Source organism: Pseudomonas sp. LBUM1646, assembly GCF_059716165.1.
This window is the reverse complement of sequence record NZ_CP166810.1, coordinates 69,785-85,389: the sequence shown is the minus strand read 5'-3', so window position 1 is coordinate 85,389 and position 15,605 is coordinate 69,785. Positions and strand designations below refer to the sequence as shown.

Below are 15,605 nucleotides of genomic sequence, written 5' to 3'. Positions count from 1 at the left end.
GCAGCGCGCCCCGGCCTGCCCAGCCCATTCGTTCTCAGGAGAACGGCCATGAGTGCTGTCATCGATGATCATGGTCATGCCACCGACCACGCCCACGGTCCCGCCAAGGGCCTGATGCGTTGGGTGCTGACCACCAACCACAAGGACATCGGCACGCTGTACCTGTGGTTCGCGTTTTCCATGTTCCTGTTGGGCGGCTCGTTCGCGATGGTGATTCGCGCCGAGCTGTTCCAGCCAGGGCTGCAAATCGTCGAGCCGGCGTTCTTCAACCAGATGACCACCATGCACGGTCTGGTGATGGTGTTCGGTGCGGTGATGCCGGCGTTCGTCGGCCTCGCCAACTGGATGATCCCGTTGATGATCGGCGCGCCGGACATGGCCCTGCCACGGATGAACAACTTCAGCTTCTGGCTGTTGCCCGCGGCGTTCATCCTGCTGGTCTCGACCCTGTTCACCCCCGGTGGCGGGCCGAACTTCGGCTGGACCTTCTACGCCCCGCTCTCCACGACCTATGCCCCGGAAAGCGTGACCTTCTTTATCTTCGCCATCCACTTGATGGGGATCAGTTCGATCATGGGCGCGATCAACGTGATCGCGACCATCCTCAACCTGCGCGCCCCCGGCATGACGTTGATGAAAATGCCGCTCTTCGTCTGGACCTGGCTGATCACCGCGTTCCTGCTGATCGCGGTGATGCCGGTACTGGCCGGGTGCGTGACGATGATGCTGATGGACATCCACTTCGGCACCAGCTTCTTCAGTGCCGCCGGTGGCGGTGACCCGGTGCTATTCCAGCATGTGTTCTGGTTCTTCGGTCACCCCGAGGTATACATCATGATCCTGCCGGCCTTCGGCGCCGTCAGCTCGATCATCCCGACCTTCTCGCGCAAACCCTTATTCGGCTACACCTCGATGGTCTACGCCACGGCGAGCATCGCGTTCCTGTCGTTCATCGTCTGGGCGCACCACATGTTTGTGGTCGGCATCCCGCTGGTGGGCGAGCTGTTCTTCATGTACGCGACGCTGCTGATCGCGGTGCCCACTGGCGTGAAGGTGTTCAACTGGGCCAGCACCATGTGGCAAGGCTCGCTGACGTTCGAGACGCCGATGCTGTTCGCGGTAGCGTTCGTGATCCTGTTCTCCATCGGCGGTTTCTCCGGGCTGATGCTGGCCATTGCCCCGGCGGACTTCCAATACCAGGACACCTACTTCGTGGTCGCGCACTTCCACTACGTACTGGTACCAGGCGCGATCTTCGGGATCTTCGCCTCGGCCTATTACTGGCTGCCGAAATGGACTGGCCACATGTACGACGAAACCCTCGGCAAGCTGCACTTCTGGCTCTCGTTCATCGGCATGAACATGGCGTTCTTCCCGATGCACTTCGTCGGCCTGGCGGGCATGCCTCGGCGGATTCCGGACTACAACCTGCAATTTGCCGACTTCAACATGGTGTCTTCGATTGGCGCGTTCATGTTCGGCACCACGCAGCTGTTCTTCCTGTTCATTGTGATCAAGACCATTCGTGGCGGCCCGCCTGCACCGGCCAAACCGTGGGATGGAGCTGAAGGCCTGGAATGGAGCGTACCGTCGCCGGCGCCTTATCACACCTTCACTACGCCGCCGGAAGTGAAATGAACGCCTTGACCTTTGTGGGAGCGAGCTTGCTCGCGATGACGGCGATGCGGTGTGCCAGATACACCGCTATCGCGAGCAAGCTCGCTTTCTCAGGTTTATTCGCCGAGGGTAGAGATCATGGCTGATTCGATCTCGTTGAAAAAACTGGTCACCCGCCTGCTAATGGTGGTGGTCGCGATGTTTGTGTTCGGGTTTGCCCTGGTGCCGATCTACGACGTGATGTGCAAGGCGTTCGGCATCAACGGCAAGACGGCCGGGCAGTACGAGGGCGAGCAAACGGTCGATACCTCGCGACAAGTTCGTGTGCAGTTTTTGTCGACCAACGCCGCTGATATGTCCTGGGATTTCTATCCCAAGAGCGATGAGCTGACGGCTAACCCCGGGGCGGTGAACGAGATGATTTTCATCGCCCGCAACCCGACTGATCGCCCGATGAGCGCCCAGGCGGTGCCGAGCATCGCACCCAGCGCGGCGGCGGCGTACTTCCACAAGACCGAATGTTTCTGCTTTACCCAGCAAGTGCTGCAGCCCGGTCAACGGATCGAGATGCCGGTACGTTTCATCGTTGACCGTGACATGCCCAAGGATGTGAAGCACCTGACGCTGTCCTACACGCTGTTCGATATCACCGCCCGACATCCACCGGTAGCTGTAAACACTGGCGGTTGAGCGTGCCCGATAAGGAGAACAATAAATGGCAACTCATGAAAACTATTACGTACCGGCCCAGAGCAAATGGCCAATCATCGCCACGGTCGGCATGTTCGTCACCGTATTCGGCCTGGCGACCTGGTTCAACGACCTCAAGGCAGCGCGGCCGGAATCCCACGGCCCGCTGATCTTTTTCGTCGGCGGCCTGATGGTGGCGTACATGCTGTTCGGCTGGTTCGGCACAGTGATCAAGGAAAGCCGCCAGGGCTTGTACAGCGCACAGATGGACCGCTCGTTCCGCTGGGGCATGAGCTGGTTCATCTTCTCCGAGGTGATGTTCTTCATCGCCTTCTTCGGTGCGCTGTTTTATGTGCGGCACATCTCCGGCCCGGCGCTGGGGGGTGAAGGCCCGAAAGGCATTGCTCATATGCTCTGGCCGAACTTCCAGTTCACCTGGCCGCTGCTGCACACCCCGGACCCGAAACTGTTCCCGCCACCCAAAGAAGTCATCAGCCCCTGGGGCTTGCCGCTGATCAACACCATTTTGCTGGTCAGCTCCAGCGTCACCGTGACCATCGCCCACCATGCGCTGAAGAAAGGCCATCGCGGCGTGCTGAAAATCTGGCTGGCGATCACCGTGTTGCTGGGTTGCGCGTTCCTCGGTTTCCAAGCCGAAGAATACATCCACGCCTACCGCGAACTCGGGCTGACCCTGGGTTCGGGCATCTATGGCGCGACGTTCTTCATGCTGACCGGTTTCCACGGCGCCCACGTGACCATCGGCACCATCATCCTGTTTGTGATGCTGATGCGGATCCTGCGCGGGCACTTCGATAACGAGCACCAATTCGCGTTCGAAGCGGCGAGTTGGTATTGGCACTTCGTGGACGTGGTGTGGATCGGGCTGTTCGTGTTCGTCTATGTGCTTTAGAGCTGCAATCTTTGAGCTTCAAGCTTTGAACTTGCAGCTACCACGGAACGTGGGACACCAACTGGCCGCTGAAAAAGCCCCAGGCGATCAAGCCGACGGTGGTGGCGGCCAGGGCAACACGGACACTCAGGGCAATGACCAAGCGGTTCGAGCTGCTGTCGTCCTTGACCAGAAAAAACAGGCCGCTGAACAGGCTGACAACCGTGGCAATCAGCATCAGGACGATGGCTGCTTTGAGCATGGTGAGGCTCCGGGGGAAAGGCGATGCATTTGAGTATAGCTATCGCGATCACCGACTTTCTGGCGACGTCATGACGCGCTTCCGGCCGGGCATCGTGCCGACCCTCGTCGTGGCGTTGCTATTGCCGCTGCTGGTGTCACTGGGCTTCTGGCAGCTGAGCCGGGGCGCGGAGAAAAGCGCGTTGCTGCAAAGCTACGCCGAGCGCCGGGCGGCCGAACCGATGGCCAGTTCCGAGCTGCTGAACGCGCAAGATCCAGCCTTTCGCCGGGTGCGCCTGCACGGTGAGTTCGATGCCGAGCACAGCCTTCTGCTGGATAACCGTCAGCGCGACGGCAAGGTCGGGGTCGAGTTGCTGCAACCGTTCCGCGATCAAGCGACCGGGCTCTGGCTGCTGGTCAATCGCGGCTGGCTGCCATGGCCGGACCGGCGCACCCCACCGCAATTCAAGACTCCCACCGAAGCCCTGAGCCTCGATGCGTGGGTCTACGTGTCTCCCGGCGCCACCTTCCAATTGCACGCCGATCCGAACACCACCACCTGGCCGCAACTGGTCACTGCGGTCGAACCGGCCAAGCTCTGGACCGCGCTCAACCGCGAAGGCTTTGCCTACGAATTACGTGAAGAAACTGGTCCGGCGTCCTATCGGGCCGATTGGCCGGTGGTGGCCATGGGGCCGGAAAAACACATCGCTTACGCCGTGCAGTGGTTCGCCATGGCGATCGCCCTGCTCGGCCTTTTTATCTATCTCGGCTGGCACAACGCAAAGGAGAAACACCATGGGAGCGGCCATGAATCCACCCAGCATGTCTGAGGCGAAAACGCCGGCAAGTCGGCGCAAGGGCCGCTTGCAGCTGCTGCTGATCCTGCTCGGGGTGATCGGTCCGATGATCCTCGCCACCGGCATGTACAAACTGAATTTCTGGGTGCCGGACGGTCGCAGTTATCACGGCGAACTGATCGGCAACGGCCAGACCCGCGCCGACCTCGGCGTGCAGGCCCAGGAAGATCGCTGGCAGATGCTGGTGACCGCGCCCAAGGATTGTTCGGTGGATTGCCAGCAGTTGGTGTACCTGGCACGGCAAATCCAGATCGGCCTGGGCCGCGATGCGTCTCGCGCCAGCCACGCATTGGCCGCCGCGCAGCCGCTGAGCAGCGACTACGAAGCCAAGCTGACCCGCGAATATCCACAACTGCAACGCTACCCCATGGACCTCACCACGTTCAGCAAGACCACCGGCGACAAGACCGCGCCTCAGCTGTGGATCATCGACCCCCACGGCAATCTGGTGCTGCGCTACGACCCGACGGTCAAGGGCAAGGACCTGCTCAACGACCTGCGTCACCTGCTGAAACTGTCGAACATCGGATAAGGGCATCGTCATGGCCAAACCTGGATTTCGCCTCGCGCTGTTTGCCACCTTGCTGGCACTGATTGTGGTGTTGCTCGGCGCCTACACCCGCCTGACCCACGCCGGCCTCGGCTGCCCGGACTGGCCGGGTTGCTATGGCTTTATCAGCGTGCCGAAAAGCGAAGCCCAACTGGCCCATGCCGAATTGCATTTCCCTGACACACCGGTGGTGGCCCACAAGGGCTGGAACGAAATGATCCACCGCTATTTCGCCGGCACCCTCGGGCTGTTGATCTCGGTGCTGGCCGGTCGCGCCTGGGTGCATCGGCGGCATCCGGGGCAACCGGTGAAGTTGCCGCTATTTCTGCTGGCAGTGGTGTTCGCCCAGGCTGCGTTTGGCATGTGGACGGTGACGCTCAAGCTTTGGCCGCAAGTGGTCACCGGGCATTTACTCGGCGGGTTTGCGACGTTGAGTCTGTTGTTTTTGCTGACCTTGCGACTGTCCGGTGTGTTGCCGGCGCTGACCGTGCCAAAGCGTTTGCAGTACTGGGCGACCGCCGGGCTGCTGCTAGTGATTCTACAAATCGCCCTCGGCGGCTGGGTCAGTTCCAACTACGCGGCAGTGGCCTGCATCGACTTTCCGACTTGCCACGGCCAATGGCTGCCAACGGCTGATTTCGCCAACGGCTTTCACCTGACCCAACACATCGGCCCGAACTACCTCGGTGGACAACTGGACAGTGACGCCCGCACCGCGATTCACCTGACTCACCGGATCGGCGCCTTGTTGGTGACGCTGGTGCTGCTGGGCCTGGCCTGGCAACTGAAAGTGGTCGGTATGACGCGCCTCGCCGGTCTGGTGCTGATCGCCCTCGGCGCGCAAATCACCCTGGGCATCAGCAATGTGCTGTTTCACCTGCCATTGCCAATCGCCGTCGCCCACAACGCTGGCGGTGCGGCGCTGTTGCTGACGATGGTGCTGGTCAATTATCACGCGCGAACCAGTCTGGTTCGGGTCAAGCAACAAGCTCCTGCGCGCTGGCGCTTCAGCCCGCGTAAACATTCAGCCGGGCCCATAACAATAAAAGGAGAAATGCCATGGCGGTTCTGATTGGCGAACGTCACAGCCAAGCGATCTGGCGCGATTATCTGGAGCTGACCAAACCGAAAGTGGTGGTGCTGATGCTCATCACGTCCTTGGTGGGCATGTTCCTCGCGACTCGCGCCGGGGTGCCGTGGACGGTGCTGGTGTTCGGCAATCTGGGCATCGCTTTGTGTGCCGGGGGCGCGGCGGCGGTCAATCATGTGGTGGACCGGCGGATCGACGCGGTGATGGCCCGAACCCACAAGCGGCCACTGGCTGAAGGTCGAGTGTCGCCGAGGGCCGCGCTGACCTTTGCTCTGGTGTTGGCAGTGCTCGGCCAAGCCGTGCTGCTGGCCTTCACCAACCCGCTGACGGCATGGCTGACCCTCGCCTCTCTGCTCGGTTACGCCGTGGTCTACACCGGTTTCCTGAAGCGCGCGACACCGCAGAATATCGTCATCGGCGGCCTGGCCGGCGCGGCCCCGCCGCTGCTCGGTTGGGTCGCGGCTACCGGTCATGTCAGCGCCGAACCCTTGCTGCTGGTACTGATCATCTTCGCCTGGACCCCGCCACACTTCTGGGCCCTGGCCATTCACCGCAAAGAAGAATACGCCAAGGCCGACATCCCGATGCTGCCGGTGACCCATGGCGAGCACTACACCAAAATCCACATCCTGCTTTATACCTTCGCGCTGCTGGCGGTCAGCCTGATGCCCTATGTGATCCACATGAGCGGCGTGCTCTACCTGATTTGTGCCCTCGGCCTTGGCGCGAGGTTTCTGCAATGGGCCGTGGTGCTGTACCGTGGCACTCGGCCGCACGCGGCGATCAACACGTTCAAGTACTCTATCTGGTACTTGTTCCTGCTGTTTATCGCCCTGCTCGTAGACCACTACTTACTGTTGAACCTATGACTCGAACTCAGAAAACCGTCTTCATCCTCGTCGCCCTGATCGCGCTGGTTTTGGGCCTGACCGTCAACAAGGTGCTGTCCGGCAAAGGCCAGGGCGACCCGACGGCACTGATCGACGCCGGGATCATCCTGCTGCCGCAAAGCCGTAACCTGCCGAACGTGACGATGACCGATCAAGACGGCAAACCGGTGGCGGTCAACGAGCTGAAAAATAAGTGGAGTCTGCTGTTCTTCGGCTACACCTTCTGCCCGGACATCTGCCCGACCACCCTCGCCCAACTGCGCCAGATCAAGAGCGAACTGCCGCCCGAGGCAGCGGCCAAGTTGCAGATCATCCTGGTCAGCGTCGACCCGAACCGCGACACACCCAAGCAGCTCAAGCAATACCTGGGCTACTTCGATCCACAATTCCAGGGCCTGACCGCTTCCTCGGTGGAGGACATCCAGAAACTGGCCAATGCGGTGAGCATTCCGTTTATTCCGGCGGACACCAGCAAACCTAACTACACCGTCGACCACAGCGGCAACCTCGCGGTGATCGGGCCGGATGGCACGCAGCGTGGGTTCATTCGCGCGCCGTTGAACAACACGAAGTTGGTGGCGCAGTTGCCGGTGATGCTCAAGCGCGACTGAGCGCCACCTCCCCTGTAGGAGCATGGCTTGCCCGCGATGGCGATTACATAGACGCCATCGCGAGCACGCTGTGCTCCTACAGGGTCGGTGTTTCGTGCATAAAAAAGGGGACGCTCATGGCGTCCCCTTTTTCGTTTTGATCGTTCCCACGCTCTGCGTGGGAATGCCTCACCGGACGCTCTGCGTCCGCTTTGGGAACGCAGAGCGTCCCGGGCTGCATTCCCACGCGGAGCTTGGGAACGATCGGTCGATCGGTGTAGCGGGTCAGATCAGAACGCCGGCAATACCGCGCCTTTGTACTTCTCGAGAATGAACGCTTTCACTTCCGGGCTGTGCAGCGCAGCAACCAGCTTCTTCATCGCCTCGCTGTCCTTGTCGTCCGGACGGGCCACCAGGATGTTCACGTAAGGCGAGTCGTTACCTTCGATCACCAGCGCATCCTTGGATGGATCAAGCTTGGCTTCCAGTGCGTAGTTAGTGTTGATCAGCGCCAGGTCGACCTGAGTCAGCACACGCGGGATGGTCGCGGCTTCCAGTTCGCGGAACTTCAAGTCCTTGGAGTTTTCGGTGATGTCCTTGATGGTCGAAAGGATGTTGTTCGAATCCTTCAACTTGATCAGGCCAGCCTTCGCCAGCAGCAACAGGGCGCGGCCGCCGTTGGTGGCGTCGTTCGGGATCACCACCTTGGCGCCACCGGGCAGTTCGGTCAGTGCTTTGTACTTGCTGGAGTAAGCGCCCAGCGGTTCCAGGTGCACACCGGCAACGGCCACCAGGTTGGTGCCCTTGGCCTTGTTGAACTCATCCAGGTACGGCTGGTGCTGGAAGAAGTTGGCGTCCAGACGCTTCTCGGCGACCTGCACGTTCGGCTGGATGTAGTCGGTGAAGACCTTGATCTTCAGATCCACGCCTTCTTTGGCCAGGGCCGGTTTCACGAACTCCAGAATCTCCGCGTGCGGGACTGGGGTGGCGGCAACGGTCAGTTCATCGGCCTGGGCGGAAAACGCTGCTACTGCAGCCAATGCGACGAGTAGTTTTTTCATTCAGCTAACTCCTTGTGAGGCGCCCGTTTGGCGCCTGCCAGCGAATGGCCGGCTCATGTCTTGGTTACGTGAACCATTTATTTTCTGGAAAAGTGTACGACCAGTTTGTCGCCCACCATCTGCAGGATCTGCACCAGCACCAGCAACAGCACCACGGTGACGATCATTACATCGGTCTGGAAACGCTGGTAGCCGAAACGGATCGCCAGGTCGCCCAAGCCACCAGCACCGACCACACCGGCCATCGCCGTGTAGGACACCAGTGTAATCGCCGTCACCGTAATCGCCGCGTAGATGCCCGGGCGGGCTTCTGGCAGCAAGGCGTTGGTGATGATCTGGCGTGTCGTCGCGCCCATGGCCTGGGTCGCTTCGATGATGCCGCGATCGACTTCACGCAAGGCGGTTTCCACCAGACGGCCGAAGAACGGCGTGGCGCCCACGACCAGTGGTGGAATCGCGCCAGCGACGCCGAGTGAAGTGCCAGTGATCAGCACCGTGAACGGGATCATCACGATCAGCAGAATGATAAACGGCAGCGAACGCAGGATATTCACCACCAGCGACAGCACGGCGTAAATACCTTTGGATTCCAGCAACTGACGCGGGCTGCACAGGAACAACAACACCCCCAGCGGCAGGCCCAGCAAAATGGTGAACAACAGCGAACCGCCGAGCATCAGCAGCGTGTCGCCAGTGGCCAACCAGATTTCGAACCAATCGATATTGGCGAAGAAACTCATGAAGGCTTCCATTAGCGCAGCACCTCCATGTGGACGTCAGCTGCGGTGAAGAGGGCGAACGCCGCCTCCATGTCGCCGCCGGTGACGGCCAGGGTCAGTTGCCCGTAAGGGACGTCTTTGATGCGGTCGATACGACCGGCCAGAATGCTGTAGTCCACGCCGGTTTCCCGAGCGACAGTCCCCAGCAATGGCGCGTAGGTCGCTTCGCCCTGGAAGGTCAGACGCACGATACGACCCGGCACGTGAGCGAAGTCATCGCGCTGTTCGCTTTCGTCGATCTGCTCGCTTTCCTGCACGAAGCGCTTGGTGGTCGGGTGCTTGGGATGCAGAAATACATCGGCTACCGAACCTTGCTCGACGATCACGCCGGCGTCCATCACCGCTACCTGGTCGCAGACCCGACGGATCACGTCCATCTCGTGGGTGATCAGGACGATGGTCAGCTTCAGTTCGCGGTTGATTTCGGCCAGCAATTGCAGGACCGACGCGGTGGTCTGCGGGTCCAGAGCGCTAGTGGCTTCGTCGCACAGCAGGATTTTCGGCTTGGTCGCCAGGGCGCGGGCAATGCCGACACGCTGCTTCTGGCCACCGGACAACTGCGCCGGGTACTTCTTGGCGTGGTCGGACAGGCCGACACGCTTGAGCAACTCGGCCACACGCCGGTCGATATCGCTGCGGGACAGTTCGCCCGCCAGGGTCAGCGGCAACGCAACGTTGTCAGCCACGGTCTTGGATGCCAGCAGGTTGAAGTGCTGGAAAATCATCCCGACCTGCTGACGGAAACGCCGCAGGCTGTTGGCGTCAAGCGCGGTGACTTCTTCGCCATCGACGAAGATCTTGCCGCCACTGGACTCTTCCAGGCGATTGATCAGACGCAGCAGAGTACTTTTTCCCGCGCCGGAATGACCGATCAGACCGAAGACCTGACCGTTCTCAATCGTCAGACTGGTCGGATGCAGGGCGGGAATATCCTTACCGGCGACGCGGTAAGTCTTATGGACGTTTTGAAACTCGATCACGTAGCGAACCTTGTGGGGCGCGTTGGAAAAGGATCAGCGGTTAGCCGGGCGCGCATTTTAGCCTGTCCGTATAGAGGTTATTAGCATTTATTCCGCATTCAACCTTCCATTTGGCAATAACGCGATCAAAGGTCAGAAAAAAGGAACGGCTAAAAACCTCATCAGTCATTAATTAGGCAACTCGAAAACGCCCCTGGTGCCGTGCCTGGGGAAATGCATAAGAGTCCTGGCTACGGCGGGAATCGCAACGAGGAGTTAACGACTGATGAGTACTAAAAAGCCTGCCGCCCCCAAAAGCGCACTGGCCGGGACCGATACCCTGGACCGCGGCAACACCAACGCCAAGCTCGACAGCCTGGAGAAATTTCGCTCCGACGCCACCGAACAGGCCCTGCGCACCAATCAGGGCGTGAAGGTCTCTGATAACCAGAACACCTTGAAGGTGGGCGCCCGCGGGCCGTCGCTGCTGGAAGACTTCATCATGCGTGAAAAGATCACGCATTTTGACCATGAACGCATCCCCGAGCGCATCGTCCATGCCCGTGGCACGGGTGCCCATGGCTTCTTCCAGACCTACGAGAACCATTCCGTACTGACCAAGGCCGGATTCCTACAAGACCCAGGTCAGAAAACCCCGGTCTTCGTGCGCTTTTCCACGGTACAAGGCCCACGCGGGTCAGGCGATACCGTGCGGGACGTACGCGGTTTCGCCGTGAAGTTCTTCACCGACGAAGGCAACTTCGACCTTGTGGGCAACAACATGCCGGTGTTCTTCATTCAGGACGCGATCAAGTTTCCCGACTTCGTCCACGCGGTAAAACCCGAGCCGCACAACGAGATCCCTACCGGCGGTTCGGCCCATGACACGTTCTGGGACTTTGTCTCCCTGCAACCCGAGTCGGCGCACATGGTCATCTGGGCCATGTCCGACCGGGCAATCCCGAAAAGCCTGCGCAGCATGCAGGGCTTCGGTGTGCACACGTTCCGGCTGGTCAATGCCGAGGGCAAGTCGCGCTTCGTCAAATTCCACTGGCGCCCTACCGCGGGAACTTGCTCGCTAGTGTGGGATGAAGCCCAGAAGCTCGCCGGTAAAGACACTGACTATCACCGTCGCGATCTCTGGGAGTCTATCGAGACAGGGGACTACCCGGAATGGGAACTTGGCGTACAGGTCATCGAGGAAGAGAACGAGCACAGTTTCGACTTCGACATTCTCGACCCGACCAAGTTGATCCCGGAAGAAATCGTCCCGATCACGCCGCTGGGCAAAATGGTGCTGAACCGCAACCCGGATAACTTCTTCGCCGAAACCGAGCAGGTCGCGTTCTGCCCCGGGCATATCGTGCCGGGCATCGACTTCTCCAACGATCCGCTGCTGCAAGGTCGGTTGTTTTCCTACACCGATACGCAGATCAGCCGACTGGGCGGGCCGAACTTTCACGAGATTCCGATCAACCGTCCGGTAGCGCCGTTTCACAACGGCCAGCGGGATGCGTTGCACCGCACCACGATCGACAAGGGCCGCGCCTCCTACGAGCCGAACTCGATTGATGGCGGCTGGCCGAAGGAAACCCCGCCGTCAGCGCAGGACGGCGGCTTCGAGACGTATCCAGAACGCATTGATGCCAACAAGATCCGCCAGCGCAGCGAGTCGTTCAGCGACCACTTTTCCCAGGCGCGCCTGTTCTTCAAGAGCATGAGCAAGCACGAGCAGGAACACATCATCTCGGCCTACAGCTTTGAGCTCGGCAAGGTTGAGCGGTTGTGGATTCGCGAGCGGCAGGTCAATGAGATCCTCGCCAACATCGACCTGGAACTGGCAAAGCGAGTCGCACAGAACCTGGGCCTGCCCGCGCCGAAGACCGGCACGGTTGACGTGCCAAAAACGTCTCTGGACCACTCCCCGGCGCTGAGCCAGGCCAATTTGCTGCCAGAGAACATTAAAACCCGAAAAGTGGCCATTCTTGCGGCCAATGGCGTCGATGGTGCAGCGATTGATGCGATGAAGAAGGCGCTGGCGGCGGAGGGAGCTCACGCGAAATTATTGGGCCCGACATCTGCGCCTGTGACCACCGCCGATGGCAAATCACTGCCGGTGGACGCGTCGATGGAAGGCTTGCCGTCCGTGGCCTTCGATGCGGTGTTCGTGCCGGGTGGCGCGGCGTCGATCAAGGCGTTGAGCACCGATGGCGTGGCGCTGCATTACCTGCTGGAGGCGTACAAGCACCTGAAGGCGATTGCGTTGCATGGCGAGGCCAAGCAGTTGCTGGATGTGTTGAAGCTGGAGGCGGATGCGGGGTTGATCGTTGGCGCGGATGCCAAGTTGTTCAAGGCGTTTTTTGCGGCGATCGGACAGCATCGGGTTTGGGATCGGGAGCCTAAGGCCAAGGCGATTCCGGCCTAAAGAGATGCATTGCGAGTGAGGACGCCTTCGCGGGCAAGCCTCGCTCCTACAGGGTTCGTGTGGTGTTCTGAATGACACGAAACCTGTAGGAGCATGGCTTGCCCGCGATGCTTTTAGGGCTTACTCGGACTCAAAACCATCTGCGCCGGAATATTGCGCAAGATCTGCTTTTCAATCTTCAATTCGAACTCGGGATCCAGCTTCTTCACCCGCTTGGTCAGCAGCGTAGCCAACCAAGGGTAATCCTGGGTGCGCGGTGCCTGGATGCTCACGGCGCATTCATAATTCACCACATCGGCGGCGATAGCGTCCAGTTGACGACGCAGTTTGCCCATATCGGAGAGATTCAACGCAACCGTCGTGCTTTCAGCCGTCGGATCGATCACTTTCGCCTTCGGCTTGGCTTCGGCTGCCATCAGCGCCGCTTCGGCCCTGTCCAGCTCTGCCTTACGCGCATTGACGATGGCGTTGTTAACCCCTCCGGTCAGCGCCGGGGCCTTGGGCATCAACGCCCGGGCACGGCTCAGGGCGGTAGCGGCAGCGTTTACGTCACCTTTTTGCAGCACGATTTGGCTGCGTTGCAGATAGGCTTCGGCCAGTTGCCGTTGGTATTGCACAAGGCTTGGGTCGTCGGGCGATTGAGCCTGCAAGGTAGCCAGCTGATCCTCGGCAGTGGCCAGCTCGCTGCTGGCCAGGTTTTGTTCCAGCTGTGCGATGGCCGTGGCCCGTCCATCGGGGACCTTGGGGGCCGCCGGTGGCGTGCTTTGGCAAGCGCCCAGCAGCAGAGAAAATGCGGCAAGGAGCAGATAACGGGAGGCGAACGGCTTCATTCCTGCGACTCTCTATTTGCGCAAAAAACGAGCAAGTCTACACCCCTCGACGGGGCAGGACAAAACTCAGCAGAAACAGCGCGGCGGCCGTCACCACAATCGATGGGCCCGCCGGGGTGTCCTTGAACCATGACAACGCCAGCCCGCCACACACCGCGAGCATGCCCAGCAGGCTCGCGCCCAGTGCCATCTGCTCCGGCGAGCGGGCGTGACGTTGTGCCGCAGCCGCCGGGATGATCAACAGCGACGTAATCAGCAATACACCGACGATTTTCATCGCCACGGCAATGACTACGGCGATCAGCAACATCAGGGTCAAACGCAACGCCGCTACCGGCAAACCTTCCACCGTTGCCAATTCTTCGTGCACGGTGATTGCCAGCAATGGCCGCCACAACGTCACCAGCAACGCCAGCACCGCCGCACTGCCACCCAGGATCCAGGCCAGATCGGTCGGGCTGATCGCCAGCAGGTCGCCGAACAGATACGCCATCAGATCGATCCGCACTTCGTGCATGAAGCTTAGTACCACCAGACCCAACGAGAGCGTGCTCGGTGCGAGAATTCCCAACAGCGTGTCAGACGCCAGCGGCTGACGTTGCTGCAGGGTCACCAGCAACACCGCCAACAGCAGGCAGCCGACGGTGACAGCAACGGTGGGGCTGACATCCAGCAAGAAGCCCAGGGCCACGCCCAGTAGCGCCGCGTGGGACAGGGTGTCGCCAAAATAGGCCATGCGCCGCCAGACCACGAACGAACCTAGCGGGCCCGCGACCAACGCCAGGGCCAGACCTGCAAGCAGGGCGTAGAGCAGAAAATCAGCCATGCTTGCAGCTATCTCCATGAACGTGGGGTTGGGCCGACGGGGCTGCGCTGACCACAGAGCCATGCAAGTCATGCGCGTGGTCGTGATGGTGGTGATAAATCGCCAGGCTTTGTGCGTTCTTTCCGAACAGCTCGACGAAAGCTGGATCGCCGCTGACGTGTTCCGGGTGCCCGGAACAGCAGACGTGGCGATTCAGGCAAACCACTTGGTCGGTGGTGCTCATCACCAGGTGCAAATCGTGAGAAACCATCAACACGCCGCAACCGTGACGGTCGCGCAGACGGGTGATCAGGCTGTATAGCTCAGCCTGGCCGGCCACATCGACGCCTTGCACGGGTTCGTCGAGCACCAGCAACTCCGGCTCACGCAACAGCGCCCGGGCCAGCAGCACGCGCTGCATTTCACCACCGGAAACACTTTGCACCGGGCTGTCGATCACGTGTTCGGCGCCGACTTCCTTGAGTGCCGCCAAAGCGCGCGCACGGTCCACACCCGGCACCAGGCGCAAGAAGCGCAGCACTGAGAGTGGCAGGGTCGGATCGACGTGAAGTTTTTGCGGCATGTAGCCGACGCGCAATTTCGGCTTGCGCCAGACACTGCCGCTGTCCGGCTTCAACAGACCGAGTACGGCGCGTACCAGCGTGGTTTTGCCGGCACCATTGGGGCCGATCAGGGTCACGATCTGCCCTGGCTCGACGCTCAAATCGATGTTTTCCAGCACGTTTTGCCCGGCAAATGTGACAGCGACCTGTTCAAGACGGATCAACGCGTTGCTCATCAAGCCCCCTGGCAACCCGAGCAGAGCCCGATCACTTCAACAGTCTGGGCTTCGACGATAAATCCAACGTCTTTGGCGCTGATGACAATCGCGTCGCTGATGGATTTTTGTTCAAGCTCGATGGCAGCGTGGCATTCGCGGCAAATCAGGAACTGGCCCTGGTGTGCATGTTCCGGGTGATTGCAGCCAACGAAGGCATTCAGCGAGGAGATGCGATGCACGAGGCCGTTTTCCAGCAGGAAATCCAGCGCCCGGTACACGGTCGGCGGCGCAGCGCGGCGGCCATCCTGCTCGCTGAGCACCGCCAGAATGTCGTAGGCACCCAGCGGTTTATGGCTCTGCCACACCAACTCCAGCACCCGCCGACGCAAGGCGGTCAGGCGCAAGCCTTGACGTGCGCACAGGGTATCGGCCTCGGACAATGCGCTATGAACGCAATGAGAGTGGTCGTGGGGACGGCTGGCAATCGGTGTTTTAGGCATGAGCGGCGACGCATTTTGTGAGAGACGTTATTATGTTACCCGTTCT

At 60.4% G+C, this 15,605-nt stretch carries 17 protein-coding genes; 9 read left to right on the top strand and 8 right to left on the bottom strand.

Features of this window, described 5'->3' with window-relative positions:
- Positions 1-48 precede the first annotated feature (48 nt).
- The 3 genes from ctaD to ACA071_RS00380 all read left to right on the top strand — a co-directional run bounded on the left by ctaD (position 49) and on the right by ACA071_RS00380 (position 3,220).
- Positions 49-1,638, top strand: coding sequence for a cytochrome c oxidase subunit I (ctaD, locus tag ACA071_RS00390; protein WP_497642667.1), 1,590 nt, complete (start codon positions 49-51; stop codon positions 1,636-1,638).
- Positions 1,639-1,755: 117 nt separating this feature from the next.
- The gene (locus tag ACA071_RS00385) at positions 1,756-2,307 is read left to right on the top strand and encodes a cytochrome c oxidase assembly protein (RefSeq protein WP_497642666.1); all 552 of its coding nucleotides are present in this window, start codon (positions 1,756-1,758) and stop codon (positions 2,305-2,307) included.
- A gap of 25 nt (positions 2,308-2,332) precedes the next feature.
- Positions 2,333-3,220 (top strand): cytochrome c oxidase subunit 3, encoded by an 888-nt coding sequence (locus tag ACA071_RS00380; RefSeq protein ID WP_497642665.1) that lies wholly within the window; start codon positions 2,333-2,335, stop codon positions 3,218-3,220.
- 37 nt (positions 3,221-3,257) lie between these two features.
- On the opposite strand, the gene ACA071_RS00375 is transcribed toward ACA071_RS00380, so the two are convergent.
- Entirely contained in the window at positions 3,258-3,461 is a 204-nt protein-coding gene (locus tag ACA071_RS00375; protein ID WP_103405380.1) for a twin transmembrane helix small protein, read from the bottom strand.
- A gap of 70 nt (positions 3,462-3,531) precedes the next feature.
- On the opposite strand from ACA071_RS00375, the gene ACA071_RS00370 reads away from it, so the two are divergent.
- From ACA071_RS00370 to ACA071_RS00350, 5 genes are read left to right on the top strand one after another with little or no spacing between them, the layout of a single operon-like run.
- Complete coding sequence (locus tag ACA071_RS00370; RefSeq protein ID WP_497642664.1) at positions 3,532-4,272, top strand: SURF1 family protein; 741 nt, start codon at positions 3,532-3,534, stop codon at positions 4,270-4,272.
- Entirely contained in the window at positions 4,238-4,831 is a 594-nt protein-coding gene (locus ACA071_RS00365) for a PA_0111/PP_0108 family redox-active disulfide protein (protein ID WP_497642663.1), read from the top strand. Before ACA071_RS00370 ends, ACA071_RS00365 begins: the two co-directional genes overlap by 35 nt.
- 10 nt (positions 4,832-4,841) lie before the next feature.
- Positions 4,842-5,921, top strand: a complete 1,080-nt coding sequence (locus ACA071_RS00360) for a COX15/CtaA family protein (protein ID WP_497642662.1) — start codon at positions 4,842-4,844, stop codon at positions 5,919-5,921.
- Positions 5,909-6,808, top strand: a complete 900-nt coding sequence (gene cyoE / locus ACA071_RS00355) for a heme o synthase (protein ID WP_497642661.1) — start codon at positions 5,909-5,911, stop codon at positions 6,806-6,808. The genes ACA071_RS00360 and cyoE overlap by 13 nt, the downstream gene beginning before the upstream one ends.
- Positions 6,805-7,440, top strand: coding sequence for an SCO family protein (locus ACA071_RS00350; protein ID WP_497642660.1), 636 nt, complete (start codon positions 6,805-6,807; stop codon positions 7,438-7,440). The genes cyoE and ACA071_RS00350 overlap by 4 nt, the downstream gene beginning before the upstream one ends.
- Before the next feature lie 269 nt (positions 7,441-7,709).
- Here ACA071_RS00350 and ACA071_RS00345 read toward each other — a convergent pair whose 3' ends face one another.
- The 3 genes from ACA071_RS00345 to ACA071_RS00335 all read right to left on the bottom strand — a co-directional run bounded on the left by ACA071_RS00345 (position 7,710) and on the right by ACA071_RS00335 (position 10,239).
- On the bottom strand, positions 7,710-8,480 hold the full coding sequence (locus tag ACA071_RS00345; protein ID WP_497642659.1) for a MetQ/NlpA family ABC transporter substrate-binding protein: 771 nt from the start codon (positions 8,478-8,480) through the stop codon (positions 7,710-7,712).
- A 77-nt stretch (positions 8,481-8,557) separates the two neighbouring features.
- On the bottom strand, positions 8,558-9,232 hold the full coding sequence (locus ACA071_RS00340; protein ID WP_497642658.1) for a methionine ABC transporter permease: 675 nt from the start codon (positions 9,230-9,232) through the stop codon (positions 8,558-8,560).
- Complete coding sequence (locus ACA071_RS00335) at positions 9,232-10,239, bottom strand: methionine ABC transporter ATP-binding protein (RefSeq protein ID WP_133835171.1); 1,008 nt, start codon at positions 10,237-10,239, stop codon at positions 9,232-9,234. Before ACA071_RS00335 ends, ACA071_RS00340 begins: the two co-directional genes overlap by 1 nt.
- 265 nt (positions 10,240-10,504) lie before the next feature.
- On the opposite strand from ACA071_RS00335, the gene katE reads away from it, so the two are divergent.
- Complete coding sequence (gene katE, locus ACA071_RS00330) at positions 10,505-12,643, top strand: catalase HPII (RefSeq protein ID WP_497642657.1); 2,139 nt, start codon at positions 10,505-10,507, stop codon at positions 12,641-12,643.
- Positions 12,644-12,756: 113 nt separating this feature from the next.
- On the opposite strand, the gene ACA071_RS00325 is transcribed toward katE, so the two are convergent.
- From ACA071_RS00325 to zur, 4 genes are read right to left on the bottom strand one after another with little or no spacing between them, the layout of a single operon-like run.
- On the bottom strand, positions 12,757-13,473 hold the full coding sequence (locus ACA071_RS00325) for a PA5502 family lipoprotein (RefSeq protein WP_497642656.1): 717 nt from the start codon (positions 13,471-13,473) through the stop codon (positions 12,757-12,759).
- Between the two features lie 37 nt (positions 13,474-13,510).
- Entirely contained in the window at positions 13,511-14,299 is a 789-nt protein-coding gene (znuB, locus tag ACA071_RS00320; protein WP_054047998.1) for a zinc ABC transporter permease subunit ZnuB, read from the bottom strand.
- Complete coding sequence (znuC, locus tag ACA071_RS00315) at positions 14,292-15,077, bottom strand: zinc ABC transporter ATP-binding protein ZnuC (RefSeq protein WP_497642655.1); 786 nt, start codon at positions 15,075-15,077, stop codon at positions 14,292-14,294. Before znuC ends, znuB begins: the two co-directional genes overlap by 8 nt.
- A complete protein-coding gene (zur, locus tag ACA071_RS00310; protein ID WP_497642654.1) occupies positions 15,077-15,559 on the bottom strand; it encodes a zinc uptake transcriptional repressor Zur in 483 nt (160 codons plus the stop codon). Before zur ends, znuC begins: the two co-directional genes overlap by 1 nt.
- Between the last annotated feature and the right edge of the window lie 46 nt (positions 15,560-15,605).